This window comes from Pseudomonas sp. 21LCFQ010 (assembly GCF_024129905.1).
GTDB lineage: Bacteria > Pseudomonadota > Gammaproteobacteria > Pseudomonadales > Pseudomonadaceae > Aquipseudomonas.
In genome coordinates this window covers 85,333-103,880 of record NZ_JAMYDZ010000015.1, presented here as the reverse complement: position 1 = coordinate 103,880, position 18,548 = coordinate 85,333, and the positions used below count along the sequence as shown (strand labels likewise).

At 60.4% G+C, this 18,548-nt stretch carries 18 protein-coding genes and 4 tRNA genes; 12 read left to right on the top strand and 10 right to left on the bottom strand.

Features of this window, described 5'->3' with window-relative positions; all coding sequences use genetic code 11:
• Positions 1 to 141 precede the first annotated feature (141 nt).
• Both NJC38_RS17775 and NJC38_RS17770 read right to left on the bottom strand, forming a co-directional pair.
• Positions 142 to 489: a cupin domain-containing protein gene (locus NJC38_RS17775; protein ID WP_253116244.1), complete on the bottom strand. Its 348-nt coding sequence runs from the start codon at positions 487 to 489 to the stop codon at positions 142 to 144.
• A gap of 199 nt (positions 490 to 688) precedes the next feature.
• Positions 689 to 1,096, bottom strand: coding sequence for a prepilin-type N-terminal cleavage/methylation domain-containing protein (locus NJC38_RS17770; RefSeq protein WP_253116242.1), 408 nt, complete (start codon positions 1,094 to 1,096; stop codon positions 689 to 691).
• A 223-nt stretch (positions 1,097 to 1,319) separates the two neighbouring features.
• On the opposite strand from NJC38_RS17770, the gene pilB reads away from it, so the two are divergent.
• The 5 genes from pilB to yacG are packed head-to-tail and all read left to right on the top strand — an operon-like array spanning position 1,320 to position 5,940.
• Positions 1,320 to 3,017, top strand: coding sequence for a type IV-A pilus assembly ATPase PilB (pilB, locus tag NJC38_RS17765; protein WP_253116240.1), 1,698 nt, complete (start codon positions 1,320 to 1,322; stop codon positions 3,015 to 3,017).
• Between the two features lie 2 nt (positions 3,018 to 3,019).
• Complete coding sequence (locus NJC38_RS17760; protein ID WP_045483602.1) at positions 3,020 to 4,240, top strand: type II secretion system F family protein; 1,221 nt, start codon at positions 3,020 to 3,022, stop codon at positions 4,238 to 4,240.
• A gap of 1 nt (position 4,241) precedes the next feature.
• Positions 4,242 to 5,114 carry an A24 family peptidase gene (locus NJC38_RS17755; RefSeq protein ID WP_253116239.1) on the top strand — a complete coding sequence of 291 codons (873 nt, stop codon included), beginning with the start codon at positions 4,242 to 4,244 and terminating at the stop codon, positions 5,112 to 5,114.
• Entirely contained in the window at positions 5,111 to 5,731 is a 621-nt protein-coding gene (gene coaE, locus NJC38_RS17750) for a dephospho-CoA kinase (RefSeq protein ID WP_253116237.1), read from the top strand. The genes NJC38_RS17755 and coaE overlap by 4 nt, the downstream gene beginning before the upstream one ends.
• A complete protein-coding gene (yacG, locus tag NJC38_RS17745) occupies positions 5,731 to 5,940 on the top strand; it encodes a DNA gyrase inhibitor YacG (protein WP_045483612.1) in 210 nt (69 codons plus the stop codon). Before coaE ends, yacG begins: the two co-directional genes overlap by 1 nt.
• Before the next feature lie 118 nt (positions 5,941 to 6,058).
• Here yacG and NJC38_RS17740 read toward each other — a convergent pair whose 3' ends face one another.
• A complete protein-coding gene (locus NJC38_RS17740) occupies positions 6,059 to 6,526 on the bottom strand; it encodes a hypothetical protein (RefSeq protein WP_253116235.1) in 468 nt (155 codons plus the stop codon).
• A 125-nt stretch (positions 6,527 to 6,651) separates the two neighbouring features.
• Here NJC38_RS17740 and NJC38_RS17735 point away from each other — a divergent pair, with 125 nt between their 5' ends.
• The 4 genes from NJC38_RS17735 (at position 6,652) to NJC38_RS17720 (ending at position 10,273) form a co-directional block, all read left to right on the top strand.
• Positions 6,652 to 7,281, top strand: a complete 630-nt coding sequence (locus NJC38_RS17735; protein WP_045483618.1) for a DUF1780 domain-containing protein — start codon at positions 6,652 to 6,654, stop codon at positions 7,279 to 7,281.
• On the top strand, positions 7,281 to 7,778 hold the full coding sequence (locus tag NJC38_RS17730; protein WP_253116286.1) for an MOSC domain-containing protein: 498 nt from the start codon (positions 7,281 to 7,283) through the stop codon (positions 7,776 to 7,778). Before NJC38_RS17735 ends, NJC38_RS17730 begins: the two co-directional genes overlap by 1 nt.
• 252 nt (positions 7,779 to 8,030) lie before the next feature.
• Complete coding sequence (locus NJC38_RS17725) at positions 8,031 to 9,329, top strand: NAD(P)/FAD-dependent oxidoreductase (RefSeq protein ID WP_253116233.1); 1,299 nt, start codon at positions 8,031 to 8,033, stop codon at positions 9,327 to 9,329.
• 146 nt (positions 9,330 to 9,475) lie between these two features.
• Positions 9,476 to 10,273 carry an SDR family oxidoreductase gene (locus NJC38_RS17720; protein ID WP_253116230.1) on the top strand — a complete coding sequence of 266 codons (798 nt, stop codon included), beginning with the start codon at positions 9,476 to 9,478 and terminating at the stop codon, positions 10,271 to 10,273.
• 60 nt (positions 10,274 to 10,333) lie between these two features.
• On the opposite strand, the gene NJC38_RS17715 is transcribed toward NJC38_RS17720, so the two are convergent.
• The 7 genes from NJC38_RS17715 to rluD form a co-directional block, all read right to left on the bottom strand.
• A tRNA-Pro gene (locus NJC38_RS17715) sits at positions 10,334 to 10,410 on the bottom strand.
• Positions 10,411 to 10,506: 96 nt separating this feature from the next.
• A tRNA-Lys gene (locus NJC38_RS17710) sits at positions 10,507 to 10,582 on the bottom strand.
• 5 nt (positions 10,583 to 10,587) lie between these two features.
• A tRNA-Pro gene (locus NJC38_RS17705) sits at positions 10,588 to 10,664 on the bottom strand.
• Between the two features lie 24 nt (positions 10,665 to 10,688).
• Positions 10,689 to 10,764: transfer RNA gene (locus NJC38_RS17700), tRNA-Asn, on the bottom strand.
• A 277-nt stretch (positions 10,765 to 11,041) separates the two neighbouring features.
• The gene (gene clpB / locus NJC38_RS17695) at positions 11,042 to 13,606 is read right to left on the bottom strand and encodes an ATP-dependent chaperone ClpB (protein ID WP_045483627.1); all 2,565 of its coding nucleotides are present in this window, start codon (positions 13,604 to 13,606) and stop codon (positions 11,042 to 11,044) included.
• A gap of 119 nt (positions 13,607 to 13,725) precedes the next feature.
• Positions 13,726 to 14,457, bottom strand: a complete 732-nt coding sequence (gene pgeF, locus NJC38_RS17690; RefSeq protein WP_253116228.1) for a peptidoglycan editing factor PgeF — start codon at positions 14,455 to 14,457, stop codon at positions 13,726 to 13,728.
• A complete protein-coding gene (gene rluD / locus NJC38_RS17685) occupies positions 14,454 to 15,416 on the bottom strand; it encodes a 23S rRNA pseudouridine(1911/1915/1917) synthase RluD (protein ID WP_045483632.1) in 963 nt (320 codons plus the stop codon). Before rluD ends, pgeF begins: the two co-directional genes overlap by 4 nt.
• Before the next feature lie 148 nt (positions 15,417 to 15,564).
• Between rluD and NJC38_RS17680 the strand changes: the two genes are divergently transcribed.
• The 3 genes from NJC38_RS17680 (at position 15,565) to NJC38_RS17670 (ending at position 18,546) form a co-directional block, all read left to right on the top strand.
• A complete protein-coding gene (locus tag NJC38_RS17680) occupies positions 15,565 to 16,587 on the top strand; it encodes an outer membrane protein assembly factor BamD (protein ID WP_045483635.1) in 1,023 nt (340 codons plus the stop codon).
• Between the two features lie 134 nt (positions 16,588 to 16,721).
• Complete coding sequence (locus tag NJC38_RS17675) at positions 16,722 to 16,964, top strand: PP0621 family protein (protein WP_253116226.1); 243 nt, start codon at positions 16,722 to 16,724, stop codon at positions 16,962 to 16,964.
• Positions 16,954 to 18,546, top strand: a complete 1,593-nt coding sequence (locus NJC38_RS17670) for an ATP-binding protein (RefSeq protein WP_253116225.1) — start codon at positions 16,954 to 16,956, stop codon at positions 18,544 to 18,546. Before NJC38_RS17675 ends, NJC38_RS17670 begins: the two co-directional genes overlap by 11 nt.
• Positions 18,547 to 18,548 lie beyond the last annotated feature (2 nt).

Sequence of the window (18,548 nt, the reverse complement as noted above, 5' to 3'; positions counted from 1 at the left end):
GTGTCGCAACCACGACAGCGCTGCGCCGGGCGGTCGCAGGCACGCCGTCAGGGACGTTTTTTGATCAAACGGCAGGCGAAAAAAATGGCCGCGGCACAGGCTGCGACCATCAAAAGAGGAGGTTAAAGCGATAAAGCAGAATCAGGCGAACACGAAATACTTGCGCACGGTTTCAACCACTTCCCAAGTGCCCTTCATGCCGACTTCAACAATGAACTTGTCACCGGCCTTCAGATGAATCGGCTCCTGGCCATCGGGGGTGATGATGCAATAGCCTTCCTGGAAGTCGCAGTATTCCCACTTCACATACTCCACGCGCCATTTGCCCGGCGTGCAGACCCAGGTGCCCATGATCTTCGAGCCGTCCTCGGAGGTGTAGGCATTGAGGTTGACGGTGTGCGGCTCACCTTCGATGCGCTCCCATTTGCAGGCATCGACAACGGGCAAGGGAGTGGTGTCGCGCAGGACGGTGATCGGTTTCTGGCTCATCGGAGGACGCCTGGGTGGTTGAGAAAGACACCGCAGGGTACGGGGGTGGGGCGGGGGGTAATTGTCTGGATGAGACGTTGGGTTTGCTGATTGCGCATCAAATAAATGAAAAAGCCCACGACCAGCGTGGGCTTATTGCATCTGAAATTTCAGTTGGGCTGAAAGATCCGCACTTATGACAACATCAAGCAAATTTGCCTCAGTTGCAAAGTTTCGGGGTAGCAGTGGTACAAGTACCAGTCACAGCCCAAGTTGTGCCCGAATCGGTAACAGTTGGGGTGAGAACATAAGTGCGCTCATCAACAGCTGTAGTTCCGGTCGCAGTAATGGCGCCGTCAGTTGCCGTCAAGGAAGCTAGAACACCTTGTGCTGCTGCTGGTGCAGCAGGGATACCATTAGTACCGGTTGCGCAACCAGTCTTGGTGCCCAACGCCTGGATGCACAAGCCAACTGCCGTCTTGTAACCATTGGCGATCGAAATCACCTCAGTAAAGCGCGATTTCTTGGTGTAGTTCTGGTAAGCGGGTAGTGCAACTGCGGAAAGGATACCGATGATCGCCACTACGATCATCAGCTCGATCAGGGTAAAACCTTTTTGTGCATTCATCTGCGCATCTCCAGGCGTCAAGGAAAAGGTGCCTGACTGGGTCAAAGCACAGGGCATGCCAAAGTGACAGCCATCACAATTTCGGCGCAAAAACGCCAGCTGAGCGCAGCAAAGCCTCCAACAATCCGCACAAACTGACATTTTTTGTCACTCGGCACATCCTCATTTGGCAGTACCGCCTGACTGCGATATAACCGTCACACTGTCTGTGTCTGGTGGTGTTATGTCTGATGTTGTCCTCAGCGGTCTGGCCAAGCAACTGGTCGCTTCCGAGCTGTTAACCGAAAAAGCCGCCCAGCAGGCCTCCCAGCAGGCGCGCCGCGACAAGGTGTCGTTGATCACTTACCTGGTCCAGCACAAGCTGGTGAAAAGCCTGACACTGGCCGAGATGGCTTCCGAGCAGTTCGGTGTGCCGTTCATGGACCTGCACAGCCTCGACAAGGACGGCCAGCCCAAAGGGTTGGTCAGCGAAAAGCTGGTGCGCCAGCATCACGCCCTGCCGCTCTGGCGGCGCGGCAACAAACTGTTCATTGGCGTGTCGGACCCGACCAACCATCAAGCCGTCACCGATATCCAGTTCAGCACCGGCCTGAACACCGAAGCCATTCTGGTTGAAGACGACAAGCTCAGCGATGCCATCGAGCGCCTGTTCGATACCGGTGGGGGCCTTGCAGAAATTGGCGACATTGATCTGAGCGGCGAGGTCGAGCCCACCGAAGCCCTTAAGGAAACGTCGTTAAACGCTGATGTTGATACCGACGACGCGCCGGTGGTGCGCTTCGTCAACAAGATGCTGCTCGACGCCATTCGCCTGGGCTCTTCGGATCTGCACTTCGAGCCCTATGAAAAGAGCTACCGGGTACGCTTTCGCACCGATGGCATCCTGCATGAAGCCGCCAAACCGCCGATTCAGTTGGCCGGTCGGATTGCCGCACGCCTGAAGGTGATGGCCAGCCTGGATATTTCCGAGCGGCGCAAGCCGCAGGACGGGCGGGTCAAGTTGCGCATTTCCAATAACAAGGCCATCGATTTCCGGATGAACACCCTGCCCACCCTGTGGGGCGAGAAGATCGTGATGCGGATTCTCGACTCTGCCAGTGCGAAGATGGGTATCGACGCCCTGGGCTACGAACCGGATCAGAAAGCCCTGTACCTGGAAGCGCTCAAGCAACCGCAAGGCATGATTCTGGTCACCGGCCCGACCGGCTCGGGCAAGACCGTGTCGCTGTACACCGGCCTGAATATTCTCAATACCGTGGGCATCAATATTTCCACCGCCGAAGACCCGGTGGAGATCAACCTCGAAGGCATCAACCAGGTCAACGTCAACCCGCGCCAGGGCATGGACTTCGCCCAGGCCTTGCGGGCGTTTTTGCGTCAGGACCCGGACGTGATCATGGTCGGCGAGATCCGCGACCTGGAAACCGCCGAAATCGCTATCAAGGCCTCGCAGACCGGCCATATGGTGCTCTCGACCCTGCACACCAACAGCGCGGCAGAAACCCTTACGCGCCTGCACCATATGGGCGTGGCTTCGTTCAACATTGCCACCGCGATCAACCTGATCATTGCCCAGCGGCTGGCCCGCAAGCTGTGCAAGCATTGCCGTAAAGAGATCGAAGTGCCGCACGACACCCTGCTTAAAGAAGGCTTCAGCGAGGCGCAGATCGGCAGCTTTACCCTGTACGCGCCGGTCGGTTGCGAGCAGTGCAATGGCGGCTATAAGGGCCGGGTGGGGATCTATGAGGTGGTGAAGAAAACCCCGGAACTGGAACGGATCATCATGGAAGAAGGCAACGCCCTGCAAATCGCTGCGCAGATGCGCAAGGACGGCTTCAATGACCTGCGCACCTCTGGCCTGGTGAAAGTGATGCAGGGCGTTACCAGCCTGGAAGAAGTCAACCGGGTGACCAAGGACTAAGCATGGCCAAGAAGGCAGTCAAACTCAGTACCTTCAATTGGGAAGGCCTGGACCGCAAAGGCGCCAAGGTGCGTGGCGAGATGGACGGTCACAACCCGGCACTGATCAAGGCCCAGTTGCGCAAGCAGGGCATCAACCCGACCAAGGTGCGCAAGAAATCCACCTCGATCTTTGGCAGCCGGGGCAAAAAGATCAAACCGCTGGATATCGCCTTCTTCTCACGGCAGATGGCGACCATGATGAAAGCCGGCGTGCCGCTGCTGCAGTCGTTCGACATCATTGCCGAAGGCTCGGAAAAACCGGCCATGCGGGTGCTGGTCGAGTCGCTGAAGCAGGACGTGGCAGCCGGTAACAGCTTTGCCACCGCACTGCGCCAGAAGCCGCAGTATTTCGACGAGCTGTATTGCAACCTGGTGGACGCCGGCGAACAGGCCGGTGCCCTTGAAGCGTTGCTGGACCGGGTCGCCACCTACAAGGAAAAAACCGAAGCGCTCAAGGCCAAGATCAAGAAAGCCATGACCTATCCGGCAGCGGTGATGATAGTGGCGGCCATCGTCTCGTCGATTCTGTTGATCAAGGTCGTGCCGCAATTCAAGTCGGTGTTCGAAGGCTTCGGTGCCGAGCTACCGGCCTTTACTCTGATGGTGATTGGCCTTTCCGAAGTGTTTGAACAATGGTGGTACATCATCCTCGGCGGGCTGATCGGCGGGATTTTTCTGTTCCTGCGCAGCTACAACAACTCGCAGAAATTCCGCGATACGGTTGACCGTTTTCTGCTCAAGCTACCGCTGGTAGGCCCGCTGATCTACAAGTCCTCCGTGGCGCGCTATGCCCGTACTCTGGCCACGACCTTTGCCGCCGGCGTGCCGCTGGTCGAAGCGCTGGACTCGGTGGCCGGTGCGACCGGCAACGTGGTGTTCAAGAATGCGGTATACAAGGTCAAGCAGGACGTGGCGACCGGTATGCAACTGAACTTCTCGATGCGCTCGACCAATGTATTTCCCAGCCTGGCGATCCAGATGACCGCCATCGGCGAAGAATCCGGCGCACTGGACAGCATGCTCGACAAGGTCGCGACCTACTACGAAGACGAAGTGGACAATATGGTCAATAACCTGACCACCCTGATGGAGCCGATGATCATGGCGGTACTGGGGGTGATTGTCGGCGGCCTGGTGATCGCCATGTACCTGCCGATCTTCAAACTGGGGGCGGCGGTCTGACATGTCACTGGCCGAATTTCTGGCCGCCTCCCCGGCGGCCTTTATCGTCTGCACCCTGATTCTTGGCCTGCTGGTCGGCAGCTTCCTGAATGTGGTGATCCACCGCCTGCCGAAGATGATGCTGCGCGACTGGCAGACTCAGGCCCGTGAAGTGCTTGAGCTGCCCGCAGAACCGGCCCCGGCGCGCTACAACCTGATCCTGCCGCATTCCGCTTGCCCGCATTGTGAACACCGTATCCGCCCCTGGGAAAACGTGCCGGTCATCAGTTGGTTGCTGCTCAAGGGCCGCTGTTCCAGTTGCCGGGCGCCGATCAGTAAACGCTACCCGTTGGTCGAGCTGGCGTGCGGGGCATTATCGGCCGGCGTCGCCTGGCACTTCGGCTTCGGCTGGCAATGCGCAGCAATGCTGGTGCTGGGCTGGGGTCTGTTGGCCATGAGCCTGATCGACGCCGATCACCAGTTGCTCCCCGACAGCCTGGTGCTGCCGCTGTTGTGGCTGGGCCTGATCGTCAACAGCTTCGGCCTGTTCACGACCCTCGGCGATGCGCTGTGGGGGGCGGTGGCCGGTTACCTGTCGTTGTGGACGGTGTTCTGGCTATTCAAGCTGCTGACCGGCAAGGAAGGCATGGGTTATGGCGACTTCAAGCTATTGGCCATGCTCGGCGCCTGGGGCGGCTGGCAGATCCTGCCGCTGACCATTTTGCTGTCGTCACTGGTCGGCGCGCTGCTGGGCATGATTTTGCTGCGTCTGCGCCGCCATCAGGCGGGCACACCCATGCCTTTTGGTCCTTATCTGGCCATCGCGGGGTGGATCGCTTTGCTATGGGGTGGTCAAATAACCGACTCCTATCTGCAATTTGCCGGTTTTAAATGACCCAACCCGTTAACACCCCCTGGATTCTCGGCCTGACCGGCGGTATCGGCAGCGGCAAGAGCGCTGCGGCGCAGTGTTTTATCGACCTGGGTATCCATACCGTCGACGCTGACCACGCCGCCCGCTGGGTGGTCGAACCCGGCCGCCCGGCGCTGGCAAAAATCGTCGAACACTTCGGCCCGCAGGTGCTGCAAGCCAGTGGCGAGCTGGACCGTACTGCATTGCGCCGTTTGATATTCAGCGACCCCGAACAACGCCGCTGGCTCGAAGCACTGCTGCACCCGTTGGTGCGCGAAGAGATCGCCAGCTACCTGAGCCGCGCCGAATCGCCCTATGCCATTCTGGTGTCGCCGCTGCTGATCGAGTCCGGGCAATACCAGACCACCCAGCGCGTGCTGGTGATCGATGCGCCCGTCGAGCTGCAGATCGCCCGCACCATGCAGCGTGATGCCAGCAGCGCCGAACAGGTGCAGGCCATTGTCAAGGTTCAGGCCCAGCGCGAGGAGCGCTTGCGCCATGCTGACGATGTACTGGTCAACGACCGCGACCCGGCCTGGCTGAAAAGCGAGGTCGAGCGCCTGCATCACTTTTATCTGACCCTGACAGGAGGCCACTGATGAGCCAACCCATGACCGTACAGTGCCCCACCTGCGGCGCCCCCGTTGAATGGAGCGCCGCCAGCCCGACCCGGCCATTTTGTTCGGAGCGCTGCAAGCTGATCGATCTGGGCGCCTGGGCGGCTGAAGAGCACGCCATCCCGGTGGCACCGGATGCCGAAGACGAACTGTTCTCTGCCGACCTGGAAAGGCCGTTTCGCGAACATTGATGGTGAGGTGTCCGTAGGCTTTAGCGCGGCAAATCCCGTAGGAGCGGCTTCAGCCGCGAAGCTTTAGCGGCGAAGCCTTCGCCGCTAGCTTTCGCCGCTAAAGCGGCTCCTACGGGCATCAGTGTATGGGCTGTTCCAATGCCTTGCGCAGCGCCTGGGCATCACTGAACTGCTGCTGGCTGAGCAGCTTGCCGTCACGCAATTGCAGCCACAGGACTTTATCCTCGTCACCGGCATAGCGCGGCACGATCTGTGATTCGCGGTCCAGCATCACCCGGTAGGAGTAGTCGCGCATCTTCGGGATGGCGAACATTTTGGCGATGATGGCCGGCATTTTCTGAATGTCAGCGACAAACACCGTGTTACGCGCCTCCAGATAGCCCTTGGGCTTGCCCTCCAGCGCCGCATTGACCAGTTTGGCGGCGTCCATGCTGCGCGCCACCAGCAGGGTCTGGGCCTGGTCGGTCAAGGTATAGGGCTGATCGTATTGGTCGAGCAGCGTCCAGGGTTGCAGACGCTCGCCAACTTCGACGGCCTGAGCAGCCAGAGGCAACAGGGCCAGCAGCAGGATGGGCAGGATTTTCAAGGCGTTATCCTCAAGGCAATGAATGACGGCGATTGTGCGCCTGTCTGGCGCATGGCAGGCTACAGGCATACGCGATACTGCACCACCGACCGACTCACTTTTTCAGCCACCTCGACGCGACGGCTATGGATGACTCAGATTACCTGCGCCTGCTGACCAGCCAGGCCGAACAAGCCAATGCGTTTCTGTCCAACGCACGCAAATGGGAGCGTGAGCGCTGGGTCTGCCAGCGCCTGCTGCAAGGCCTGAATATCCCCTATCGCCACGAAGACTTTCTGCCAGCCGAACAGGAGCCGCCGGATGTGCTGTTCTTCGATGCGCGCTTTGAGGTGTTTTTCGTGCTCGACGAAGGCCGGCGTCTGAACGATGAATGGCGCGAAGAACTGCAACGTCGCCGCAGTGCTTTCTCGCTCAGCCAGCTGGTGCGCCGCGAGACCAAGCCCAAACGGGTGCCGGCCCCTGCCCTGCTGCGCCGGCTGGCCCCGACCCTGCTCAAAAAGGCCAGCAACTACCAGGAACGCGGTCTGGACCTGGGCGCGCTGGACATCATTGCCTTTGCCAGCCTCAAGCGCGAAGCGCTGGACCTCAATAGCCACTTTCCGCCGCCCACCGAATACCTGCGCCAGGGCTGGCGTTCGCTGTCGCTGGTCGGCCCCAATTTTGCCAGGGTGCTGTTCGCGCACCCTGGCGCACCGGACTTTCTGCGTACCAACCTGGGCCGCACGGTGGTTTTCGACGTAGGAATCAGCCTGTGATCAGCCCATTGCAGCAATTATTGGCCGAGGTGCCGCAAACCGGCCAGGTCCGCTGGATCGGGGTACGCCCGCAGGCCCGTGGTGCCATGCTGGAACTGGACGCTGTCGAAGCACGTCGAGAGGCTGGCCTGACCGGCGATCACGCGCGCCCCGGCCCGCGCAATGCCCGCCAGGTGACGCTGATTCAGTGGGAACATCTGGCCGTCATCAGCGCCCTGCTGGGACGCCCTGCGGACCGACCGATCCTGCCCCAGGACCTGCGCCGCAACCTGGTGATCAGCGGCATCAACCTGTTCAGCCTCAAAGGCCGTCGCTTCCGGGTGGGCCAGGCGATTCTGGAAACCACCGGCTGGTGCCAGCCATGCGCACGGCTGGAGCAGAATCTGGGCGTTGGCACCTTTCAGGCAGTGCGCGGGCATGGCGGAATCACTGCGCGAGTGATACAAAGCGGAATCATTCGCTTATGCGACGATCTGCAGGTCGAGCCATTGAGCTGATCCACTCTGTGGCCTATCGAGCCGAGGCGTCGTCCATGAACCACTTGTTATCCGAGCAGTCTCAATTGTCCAGTGTGTCAGCACAGCCTCCGTATCCGGTAGAGCGCCAGCCTCGCAAGGCTTCGGCAGCTCCCGTGCGGCTATCTGTGGCTTGCCGCCTGACTGCTCTGGATGTTCGATCCGCCGCTCTGAGCCGCGCTGCGCTCGCGAAGATCGTGATCACCGATTTCCTTAACCTTCCGAGTAATCCCTATGACTCATCGTATTGTTATCGTCGGCGGCGGCGCCGGCGGTCTCGAACTGGCTACCCGCCTGGGTAAAACCCTGGGCAAGAAAGGCACCGCCAGCGTAACCCTGGTAGACGCCAACCTGACCCACATCTGGAAACCGCTGCTGCATGAAGTGGCGGCCGGCTCGTTGAACTCTTACGAGGACGAGCTGAACTACGTGGCTCAGGCCAAGTGGAACCACTTTCAGTTCCAGCTCGGGCGCATGAGCGGCCTGGACCGCGCCAACCGCAAGATCCACCTGGCGGCTACGCAGGATGAGCACGGTGAAGTGCTGGTGCCCGCACGCAGCCTGGACTACGACACCCTGGTGTTGGCGGTGGGCAGCACCACCAATGATTTCGGCACCCTGGGGGCAGCCGAGCATTGCCTGTTCCTCGACACCCGCAAGCAGGCCGAGCGCTTTCACCAGCAATTGCTCAACCTCTATTTGCGCGCCCACGCCGGCCAGGCAGACAGCGCCCAGGAGATTAGCGTGGCCATCGTCGGCGCTGGCGCCACGGGAGTAGAGCTGGCTGCCGAGCTGCATAACGCCGCCCATGAATTGGCTGCCTACGGCCTGGGCCAGATCAAACCGGAAAACCTGCGCATTACCGTGATCGAGGCAGGCCCACGCGTACTGCCGGCCCTGCCCGAACGTATCGGCGGCCCGGTACACCAGACCCTGGAAAAACTCGGGGTTACCGTGCTGACCAACTCGGCAGTCAGTGAAGTGACTGCCGATAGCCTGGTGACCAGTAGCGGCCAGGTGATTCCGGCAACACTCAAGGTCTGGGCGGCGGGCATTCGCGCACCGGGCTTTTTGCAGGACATCGACGGCCTGGAAACCAACCGCATCAATCAACTGCAAGTGCTGGCGACCCTGCAGACCACCCGCGACGAAAACATCTTCGCCTTCGGCGACTGCGCCGCCTGCCCGCAAAAAGGCACTGATCGCAACGTCCCGCCACGCGCCCAGGCCGCCCATCAGCAAGCCTCACTGCTGGTCAAATCGCTGCGCCTGCGCATTGAGGGCAAGGCGTTGCCGGAGTACAGCTACAAGGACTATGGCTCGCTGATCTCGCTGTCGCGCTTCTCGGCGGTAGGCAACCTGATGGGCAACCTGACCGGCAGCGTCATGCTTGAAGGCTGGCTGGCGCGGATGTTCTACATCTCGCTGTACCGCATGCACCAGATGGCCCTGTATGGCACGTTCCGCACCTTGATGCTGATGCTCGGCAGCCGGATCGGCAAAGGCACCGAGCCACGAATGAAACTGCATTGATGCCTTCGCAACCCTAGCCACCGGGAACGACTGCAGGACCGGCTGGGCAACAGCCCAGCCGCAATTTTCTTGAATCAACGCCTTGAGCCATCTGTCACATCTGTTGAAGCCCGGATAACCGGTATGTTCATCAAGTGAGGTGTTGCATGGATTTGGCTATCAAGGGGCGGGTCGCACTGATCAGCGGCGCCAGCGGTGGGATCGGGCTGGCCACGGCCCGGTTGTTGAGCGAGGAAGGCGTTCATCTGGTGCTCACCGACAAAGACACGGACGAGTTGCACAAAGCCTGTGCCGGCCTGCCGGGTGAACCGTTGCTGTGGGCCGCCGATATGACCAACCAGAAGCAGGTCGATCAGCTGGTGCAACACGCCATCGCCCGGTTTGGCCAGGTGGATATCGTGGTCCATACCGCAGGGGTTACCGGCGCTAAAGGCGATCCGCTGGAACTGTCCGATGACGACTACCTAGAAGCCTGGGAAACCGATTTTTTCTCGGCGGTGCGGGTCGCCCGCGCCACCATCCCGGCCATGCGCAGCCGCAACTGGGGGCGTTTTGTCTGCATCACGTCCGAGAACGCCGTGCAGCCCTATTGGGAAGAGGCGGTCTATAACACCGCCAAGGCGGCACTGGCGGCGTTCATGAAGAATCTTTCGTACCAGGAAGCCAAGGACGGCGTGCTGTGCAACACCGTAGCACCGGCCTTTATCGAAACCGGCATGACCGACGGCATGATGGAAAAACGCGCTGAAGAACTCGGCGTGTCGTTTGAAGAAGCGGTCGAGAGTTTTCTGGAAGAGGAACGGCCAGGCATCGTACAGAAACGCCGGGGCCAGCCTCAGGAAGTGGCAGCAGCCATTGCCTGGCTGGTGTCGGACCGGGCCAGCTTTGTGAACGGCAGCAATCTGCGGGTCGATGGCGGATCAGTACAAGCGGTGCAGAATTGACCGAAGATTTTTAACCTGAAATAAAAAAAGGCGTCCTTTGCAGGACGCCTTTTTCAAATATGGTCGGGGTGAGGGGATTCGAACTCCTGACATCCTGCTCCCAAAGCAGGCGCGCTACCGGGCTGCGCTACACCCCGAGGTGACACAGAAAAACGCCCGTTAGGACGTTTTTCGAGGATGATGCAACTGGCATCATCTCCCTAAGATTTGACCCAGTGTAGCAAGGTCAAAAATGGTGGGTCGTGTAGGATTCGAACCTACGACCAATTGGTTAAAAGCCAACTGCTCTACCAACTGAGCTAACGACCCAAATATGGTCGGGGTAAGGGGATTCGAACTCCTGACATCCTGCTCCCAAAGCAGGCGCGCTACCGGACTGCGCTATACCCCGACATGTACAACGTGTATTTGAATCTGGCTCCACGACCTGGACTCGAACCAGGGACCCAGTGATTAACAGTCACTTGCTCTACCAACTGAGCTATCGCGGATCGCATTCAGATTCAGCTACGGCGTTGATTCTAAACAAGTTTTTGTTTCGAATCAACCTCTTTGATTTGATCGTTTCGCGATTTGCGCTACGTTCGCGTCTCTGAGGCGCGCCATTCTACAAGAATAAAAGACCCTGTCAACACCCTAAATTGCTTTTACTACAATGATTTGCAGTTTTTTTGCGAAGTTGTTGTTCGGGCTCGAAAAAACACTGGTTTGCCGCCAAAAAAGCAGGGCTCCGTTAATGGAGCCCTGCTTTACAACCCCATAGCGACATCAGGCAAAAACGATTTCGTCGCCTTCCAGCGTGGCATTGATCACCTCGCCCGGCACGAAACGCCCGGACAGAATCAATTGCGCCAACGGGTTTTCGATCCAGCGCTGAATCGCCCGCTTGAGCGGCCGTGCGCCGTACACCGGGTCGTACCCTACCGCAATCAGCTTGTCCAATGCCTCGGGGCTGAGGGTCAGGCTCAGCTCGCGTTCAGCCAGGCGGCTGAGCAGGCGGCTCAATTGAATCTGGGTAATACCTGCGATCTGCTCACGACCCAGCGGCTCGAAGATCACCACTTCGTCGATCCGGTTGATGAACTCGGGCCGGAAATGGGCGCCCACCGCATCCATCACCGCTGCACGCTGCGCCTCGCGATCACCGGACAACTCCTGGATCTGCGCCGAGCCCAGGTTGGAGGTCATGACGATCACCGTATTACGGAAATCCACGGTACGCCCGTGGCTATCGGTCAGGCGGCCATCTTCCAGCACCTGCAACAGAATGTTGAATACATCGGTGTGGGCCTTCTCGACCTCATCAAGCAGGATCACCGAGTACGGTTTGCGCCGCACGGCCTCGGTCAGGTAGCCGCCCTCTTCGTAACCGACGTAGCCTGGCGGCGCGCCGATCAGGCGAGCCACGGAGTGTTTCTCCATGAACTCGGACATATCGATCCGCACCATGGCCTCGTCGGTATCGAACAGGAACTCGGCCAGCGCCTTGCACAGCTCGGTTTTGCCGACCCCGGTCGGGCCGAGGAACATGAACGAGCCGCTGGGGCGGTTGGGGTCAGACAAGCCGGCCCGCGAGCGCCGCACCGCGTTGGCGACCGCCACCACGGCTTCGTTCTGGCCAATCACCCGCTCGTGCAGCAGGCTTTCCATCTTCAGCAGTTTTTCACGCTCGCCTTCGAGCATCTTGGCCACCGGAATACCGGTCCACTTGGACACCACTTCGGCAATTTCTTCTTCGGTCACCCGGCTGCGCAGCAGCTGGTTCTCGGGTTTGCCGTGCTGGTCGACCATCTGCAGGCTGCGCTCCAGGTCCGGGATGATCCCATACTGCAATTCAGCCATGCGATTGAGGTCACCGCGGCGGCGCGCCGCTTCCAGCTCCTGGCGCGACTGTTCGATCTTTTGCTGGATTTGCGCAGAACCTGTGACTTCAGCTTTTTCCGACGTCCAGACTTCTTCCAGGTCGGAATACTCCCGCTCCAGCCGCTCAATCTCGATCTGCAGTTTTTCCAGACGCTTGAGGGTCGCTTCGTCGTTCTCTTTCTTCAACGCCTGCGCTTCAACCTTGAGCTGAATCAGGCGACGTTCCAGCCGGTCGAGCACTTCGGGCTTGGAGTCGATTTCCATGCGAATCCGGCTGGCCGCTTCGTCAATCAGGTCGATGGCTTTGTCGGGCAACTGCCGGTCAGTGATGTAGCGATGGCTCAACTTGGCGGCAGCGATGATCGCACCGTCGGTGATTGCCACCTTATGGTGAACCTCATAGCGCTCTTTCAAGCCACGCAGGATGGCGATGGTGTCTTCTTCACTCGGCTCGTCCACCAGCACTTTCTGGAAACGCCGCTCAAGCGCCGCGTCCTTCTCTATATATTGCCGGTACTCATTGAGCGTCGTGGCACCCACGCAATGCAGCTCGCCGCGCGCCAGGGCCGGCTTGAGCATATTGCCAGCGTCCATTGCGCCCTCGCCTTTGCCGGCGCCGACCATGGTGTGCAGCTCATCGATAAACAGGATGATCTGGCCTTCCTGCTTGGCCAGCTCGTTGAGCAACGACTTGAGGCGTTCCTCGAACTCGCCACGGAACTTGGCACCGGCAATCAACGCGCCCATGTCCAGCGACAACAGCCGCTTGCTCTTCAGGCCATCGGGCACTTCACCGTTGATGATGCGCTGGGCCAGGCCCTCGGCAATCGCGGTCTTGCCCACCCCGGGCTCGCCGATCAGCACCGGGTTGTTCTTGGTCCGGCGTTGCAGCACCTGGATGGTCCGGCGAATCTCGTCGTCACGGCCAATCACCGGGTCGAGCTTGCCCTCTTCGGCACGCTTGGTCAGGTCGATGGTGTACTTGTCCAGTGCCTGACGCGACTCCTCGACGTTGGGGTCATTGATCGCGTTGCCGCCGCGCAGGTTGTTCACTGCGTTTTCCAGGGCTTTCTTGCTGACGCCCTGGCCAAGCAGCAGCTTGCCGATCTTGGTGTTTTCATCCAGCGCCGCAAGCAGCACCAGCTCGCTGGAAATGAACTGATCACCCTTCTGCTGGGCCAGCCGGTCGGCCTGATTGAGCAGGCGCGCCAGATCCTGAGACAGGTTCACGTCGCCGGTGGGGTTCTGGATTTTCGGCAAGGTGTCGAGCTCTTTGCCCAACTCCTTGCGCAGGCTGTTGATATCAAAACCGACCTGCATCAGCAGTGGTTTGATCGAGCCGCCTTGCTGTTCCAGCAGAGCATGCAGCAGATGCACAGGCTCGATGGCCGGATGATCGAAACCGACCGCCAACGACTGGGCATCGGATAACGCTAACTGAAGCTTGCTGGTCAATCTGTCGATACGCATTAGTCACCTTCCTTCTGAGCAGGCCGGAGTAATGGACACACCTGTAAAGAAAACCTGCCGGATTACCCGTTAGATGCGGACGATTCTGCAGGTTTCAAGGTAGTACAGATTGATGCGGGTCAGTCTTGGGACAGCCAGACCAGAGAGGCAAAACGACCGGTGCGGGCGCCACGGCGGTAGGAGAAGAAACGCTCATCGGTAAAGGTGTCGAGCCCACCGCCATACACCTGGGTGATTCCCTGAGCCGCCAGACGCAAACGCGCCAGGGCATAGATATCGGCCATGAAGCGGCCATCGTTGACGCTGGGTATGAAGGCAGCAGCGGTTTGCCGATGGCTGGCGACAAATGCCTCACGCACCTCGCCGCCCACCTCAAACGACGGCTGACCGATGGCCGGGCCCAGCCAGACCAGAATCTCGTCAGGTGCCGTCTGCAAGCTGTCGGCAGTGGCTTCCAGTACACCGGCCGCCAGCCCGCGCCAGCCGGCATGGGCTGCCGCTACGCGGGTGCCGGCACGGTTGCAGAACAACGCGGGCAGGCAATCGGCAGTCATGATGGTACAGGCCACACCGGGTGTGGCCGTCCAGCTGGCGTCTGCCTCATCGACCCGCAACGGATCAGCATGGGCGACGGCAATGCCGTGAACCTGTTGCAGCCAGGCGGGCTCGACGCCCAACGCTGTGGTCAGGCGCAGACGATTGGTGGCCACTGCCTGTGGCTCGTCTTGCACATGATCACCGAGGTTGAAGCTGTCGAATGGCGCCTGACTGACGCCGCCGGCCCGTGTGGTCACACAGGCTCGCACATTGGCGGGCGCGGGCCAGTCAGGCAGCAGCCAGTCGTTGCTCACCCGATGAACGCCTCGCGGTCCTGCTTGAGCAGCGACAGCATCCACACCAGGTCTTCAGGCAACGGCGACTCCCAACGCATGCGTACGCCGGTGGTCGGGTGATCCAGCTCCAGGAACCGAGCATGCAGCGCCTGGCGCGGGAAAGTCTTGAGCGACTCGACCAGAGTTACGCTGGCCGCTGGCGGAATACGGAACCGGCCGCCGTAGACCGGGTCACCGATCAGCGGGAAGCCGACGTGAGCCATGTGCACGCGAATCTGGTGGGTACGGCCGGTTTCCAGCTTGACCCGCACATGGGTGTGCGAGCGGAAGCGCTCCAGCACCCGGTAATGGCTGACCGCAGGCTTGCCGTTGTCCATCACCGCCATCCGCTGACGCTGCTGGCCGTGACGACCGATGGCGGCGTCGATCTTGCCGCCTGCGGTCACCACACCCAGCACGATGCATTCATAGATACGGCTGACCGTGCGGCTCTGCAACTGGTTGACCAGTTGGGTCTGGGCCTGCAGGGTCTTGGCCACCACCATCAGACCGGTGGTGTCCTTGTCGAGGCGGTGGACAATACCGGCGCGCGGCACGTTGACGATGTCCGGCACATGGTGCAACAGGGCGTTGAGCAAGGTGCCGTCGGCGTGCCCGGCGGCCGGATGAACCACCAGCCCGGCAGGCTTGTTGATGACCAGGATCTGGTCGTCTTCGTAGACGATATCCAGTTCGATATCCTGGGCCACCCACTCGCCCTGGGCTTCCTGCTCGGCAGTAAGGTGCAAAACGGAGCCGCCGTGGACGATGTCGCGCGGACGCAAGACGGCACCATCCACCGTCAGGCGGCCGTCCTTGATCCAGGTGACAAGGCGTGAACGCGAGTATTCGGCGAACAATTGGGCGGCGACCTGATCGAGGCGTTGACCGCCGGATTCTGACGGTACCTCTGCGCTGAGTTCTATATTTTCGGACATGGCCAGACTGGAAGGCGGCTAGCCTTTGGTTTCGGCTGCGCGCTTGTGGTTAAATACGGCGTCTTTTGTCCCGCATGTTAGCGGGGCGCTCATCATAACAGGACGGCCCCGCCCAAGACAGCAGGCCGTTATAGGGACGCAAGCCGCCATGCAAGTGAAACACCTGCTGCTGATCGCCATCCTCGCAACGACCGCGGCCTGCTCGTCGAAAGAAGTCATCGACGAGAACCTGAGCGAAGTCGAGCTGTACCAGCAGGCGCAGAACGACCTGAGCAATAACAGCTACAACAGTGCCACCGAAAAACTCAAGGCACTGGAGTCGCGTTACCCGTTCGGCCGTTATGCCGACCAGGCCCAGCTCGAACTGATCTACGCGAACTACAAAAATGGTGAGCCGGAAGCGGCAAAATCGGCTGCCGAGCGGTTCATTCGCCTGCATCCGCAGCACCCTAATGTCGACTATGCGTACTATATGCGCGGCCTGACCTCCTTCGACCAGGACGTCGGCCTGCTGGCGCGCTTCCTGCCGCTGGACCAGACCAAGCGTGACCCTGGCGCTGCGCGCGACTCGTTCAACGAATTCGCCCAGCTGACCAGCCGCTACCCCAACAGCCGCTACGCCCCCGACGCCAAGCAGCGCATGATCTACCTGCGCAACCTGCTGGCCTCCTATGAAATCCACGTGGCCGACTACTACCTGACCCGTCAGGCGTATGTAGCCGCCGCCAACCGTGGCCGCTATGTCGTGGAAAACTTCCAGGAAACCCCGGCAGTCGGCGACGGCCTGGCGGTCATGGTCGAGTCGTACCAGCGCCTGCACCTGGACGACCTGGCAGCCACCAGCCTGGAAGTACTCAAAGCCAACTACCCGGACCACCCGCAACTGGCCGGTGGCGAGTTCACCCCGCGTCAGGCCGAGGCTGATAACCGTCCATGGCTGTCCAAGGCCACGCTTGGCCTGATCGGTAATAGCGCGCCGCTGCCACCGGGCGAGACCCGTGCCAACCAGGACATCCAGCGCCAATATCAGGAAGCCAAAGACGGCATTCCGAAAGAACTGTTGCCGGAGAATCAGGCCGAGCTCGACAAGCAGGCGGCCGAAGAGGCAGCAGCCAAGGGCGAGAAAAAACGCTCCTGGTTCAGCTACGCAACTTTCGGTCTGTTCGATTAAGACCGGTAGTTGAGCAAAGAGGCCTGCGGGCCTCTTTTTTATTGCCTGCGCCATGGGCCGCACCTAAAAACTACCTGCGTAGCCACCGCCGCTTGGCTACACTGCGCCATTAACACACCTTCAATCGGTCCATCATGATTCGCATTCTTTTGTGGGCAGCGCTGATCTTCGCCGCTGTCTGGTTCATCAAGCGCTTGCTCAACCCGCCGGCCCGCAAGCCCGCCCAGGACAAAAAGGCAGAAGATGCCGCCGCGCCGATGGTGCGTTGCGCTCACTGCGGCGTCCATCTGCCGCAAGATCGCGCCCTCAACCAGCAACAACAATGGTACTGCAGCGAGGATCACAGGCTGCTGGGCCCCGCCTCACGTGATCGCTGAGCCGCTGGCCCTCGGCAGCGCCCTGGCGCAGCGGATCCTGCGCCTGTACCACCTCTATCGGCTGATCATCGGTGTCATGCTGGTGCTGCTGGTCTCCAGCGACCTGGATGCCGAACTGCTGGAAATGGCCAACCCGAGCCTGTTCCGCGCTGGCTGCTGGATCTATCTGGTTTTCAACATCCTGATCGTCGTGCTGCTGGAGCGGCCGCGCTACAAAGCGCTGATGTTCAGCCTGGCACTGAGCGACACGCTGTTGTTGTCGAGCCTGTTCTATGCCGGCGGCGGCCCGGCCAGCGGCATCGGCAACCTGCTGATTGCCTCGGTGGCGATCAGCAACATCCTGCTGCGCGGACGCATCGGCTTGCTGATCGCTGCGGTGTCGGCTATCGGCATCATTTATCTGACCTTCTATCTGAGCATCGCTAACCCGAAGACCTCCAGCGACTATGTCCAGGCTGGCGGCCTTGGCGCCTTGTGCTTTGCCGTGGCTTTGCTGATGCAGGCGCTGACCGCCCGTTTGCGCTTCAGCGAGGTGCTGGCCGAGCAACGCGCCGTGGACGTCGATAACCTTGAAGAGCTCAACGGTCTGATCCTGCAACGCATGCACACCGGCATACTGGTGCTCGACGCCGGTCGTCGGGTGTTGCTGATCAACCAGAGCGCGCTGAACCTGTTGGGCCATGAAGTCTTGCTGGGGCGGGTTATCGATGATTACTGCCCGCACCTGGTCGAACGCCTGCGCCATTGGCGCATGAACCCGATAAGAACCGCCGACAGCTTCAAGAACTCGCCCGCAGGCCCGGCCCTGCAAGCCAGCTTCGCCACCCTCAACCGTCACGAGCAACGTCAGACCCTGGTATTTATCGAGGATCTGTCGCAAGTCGCCCTGCAAGCCCAGCAACTCAAGCTGGCCGCACTCGGGCGCCTGACCGCCGGCATCGCTCACGAAGTGCGCAACCCGCTGGGCGCGATCAGCCACGCCGTACAGTTGCTTGAAGAGTCAGAAGAGCTGACGCCCCCTGACCGGCGGCTGGCGCAGATCATTCACGAGCAGTCCCGGCGCATCAATGTGGTCATCGAGAACGTTCTGCAACTTTCACGGCGCCGTGAGGCCGAGCCTGAGCTGCTGAACCTTGCCGTATGGCTTGAAGAGTTCGTCAGCCAGTGGCGCTACAGCGCAGCGCCCCGGCATCAGTTGCATTGCGAGACCGGCAGCGGAGTGCTCAGTACCCGGGTCGATCCGGACCAGTTGACCCAGGTCCTTGCCAATCTGGTGCAGAACGGCCTGCGCCACAGCGGCCAGGCGCACGACCAGGCGCAGGTCTGGCTACGGTTGTATCACCATCCCCAGAGCAACCTGCCGACCCTCGACGTGCTGGACGACGGCGCCGGAGTGTCCGAGCAACATCTGGGCAAGATGTTCGAGCCCTTTTTCACCACGCAAACCAAAGGCACGGGACTCGGGCTTTACCTGTCCCGTGAGCTGTGTGCAAGCAACCAGGCCCACCTGGAATATTCCAGGCGACCTGAAGGTGGCAGTTGCCTGCGCATTACCTTCGCCCACCCGTTCAAATTGAGTTGAGC

Excerpts from the sequence above, each read along its gene's own strand:
- NJC38_RS17775 (WP_253116244.1), bottom strand. The coding sequence starts at position 489 with ATGAGCCAGAAACCGATCACCGTCCTGCGCGACACCACTCCCTTGCCC.
- NJC38_RS17770 (WP_253116242.1), bottom strand. The coding sequence starts at position 1,096 with ATGAATGCACAAAAAGGTTTTACCCTGATCGAGCTGATGATCGTAGTG.
- pilB (WP_253116240.1), top strand. The coding sequence starts at position 1,320 with ATGTCTGATGTTGTCCTCAGCGGTCTGGCCAAGCAACTGGTCGCTTCC.
- NJC38_RS17760 (WP_045483602.1), top strand. The coding sequence starts at position 3,020 with ATGGCCAAGAAGGCAGTCAAACTCAGTACCTTCAATTGGGAAGGCCTG.
- NJC38_RS17755 (WP_253116239.1), top strand. The coding sequence starts at position 4,242 with ATGTCACTGGCCGAATTTCTGGCCGCCTCCCCGGCGGCCTTTATCGTC.
- coaE (WP_253116237.1), top strand. The coding sequence starts at position 5,111 with ATGACCCAACCCGTTAACACCCCCTGGATTCTCGGCCTGACCGGCGGT.
- yacG (WP_045483612.1), top strand. The coding sequence starts at position 5,731 with ATGAGCCAACCCATGACCGTACAGTGCCCCACCTGCGGCGCCCCCGTT.
- NJC38_RS17735 (WP_045483618.1), top strand. The coding sequence starts at position 6,652 with ATGGATGACTCAGATTACCTGCGCCTGCTGACCAGCCAGGCCGAACAA.
- NJC38_RS17725 (WP_253116233.1), top strand. The coding sequence starts at position 8,031 with ATGACTCATCGTATTGTTATCGTCGGCGGCGGCGCCGGCGGTCTCGAA.
- NJC38_RS17720 (WP_253116230.1), top strand. The coding sequence starts at position 9,476 with ATGGATTTGGCTATCAAGGGGCGGGTCGCACTGATCAGCGGCGCCAGC.
- clpB (WP_045483627.1), bottom strand. The coding sequence starts at position 13,606 with ATGCGTATCGACAGATTGACCAGCAAGCTTCAGTTAGCGTTATCCGAT.
- rluD (WP_045483632.1), bottom strand. The coding sequence starts at position 15,416 with ATGTCCGAAAATATAGAACTCAGCGCAGAGGTACCGTCAGAATCCGGC.
- NJC38_RS17680 (WP_045483635.1), top strand. The coding sequence starts at position 15,565 with ATGCAAGTGAAACACCTGCTGCTGATCGCCATCCTCGCAACGACCGCG.
- NJC38_RS17675 (WP_253116226.1), top strand. The coding sequence starts at position 16,722 with ATGATTCGCATTCTTTTGTGGGCAGCGCTGATCTTCGCCGCTGTCTGG.